General features: G+C 60.4%; 1 pseudogene. It reads right to left on the bottom strand.

The features are described 5' to 3' along the window. A pseudogene (locus ODJ79_RS46835) lies at positions 1 to 369 on the bottom strand (flagellar M-ring protein FliF); the annotation flags it as partial.

The following is a 369-nucleotide window of genomic DNA, read 5'->3' as shown; positions in this document are numbered from 1 at the left end:
CGGGATCACCAGATGCACCGTCGCCGCCTCGACCCCGTCGATCGACTTGATCGTGTTCGACAGCTCACCCTCGAGCGCCCGCTGATAATTCGTGTGCTGCATGAAATCACTGGTCGTGATCCCCTGCTGATCCAGCAACGAGTACCCGCTCGCCGCGTCCCCGGGCAAACCCTGCCCGGACAACGACAGCCGCAGCTCGTTCACCTTGTCCTGCGGCACCAGAATGCTCTGCCCATCATTGGCCAGCTCATAACTGGTACCCGACTTCTGCAACGTCTCCACGATCGCCGAAGCATCCTTCGACGACAAGTTGCTGAACAACGTCGCATACGTCGGCTTCGCCGCCCACGTCGCGAAGAAATAACCACC

This window comes from Actinoplanes sp. KI2 (assembly GCF_025630775.1).
In the GTDB taxonomy this organism is placed as follows: Bacteria; Actinomycetota; Actinomycetes; order Mycobacteriales; family Micromonosporaceae; genus Actinoplanes.
This window is presented reverse-complemented; position numbering and strand designations above follow the sequence as displayed.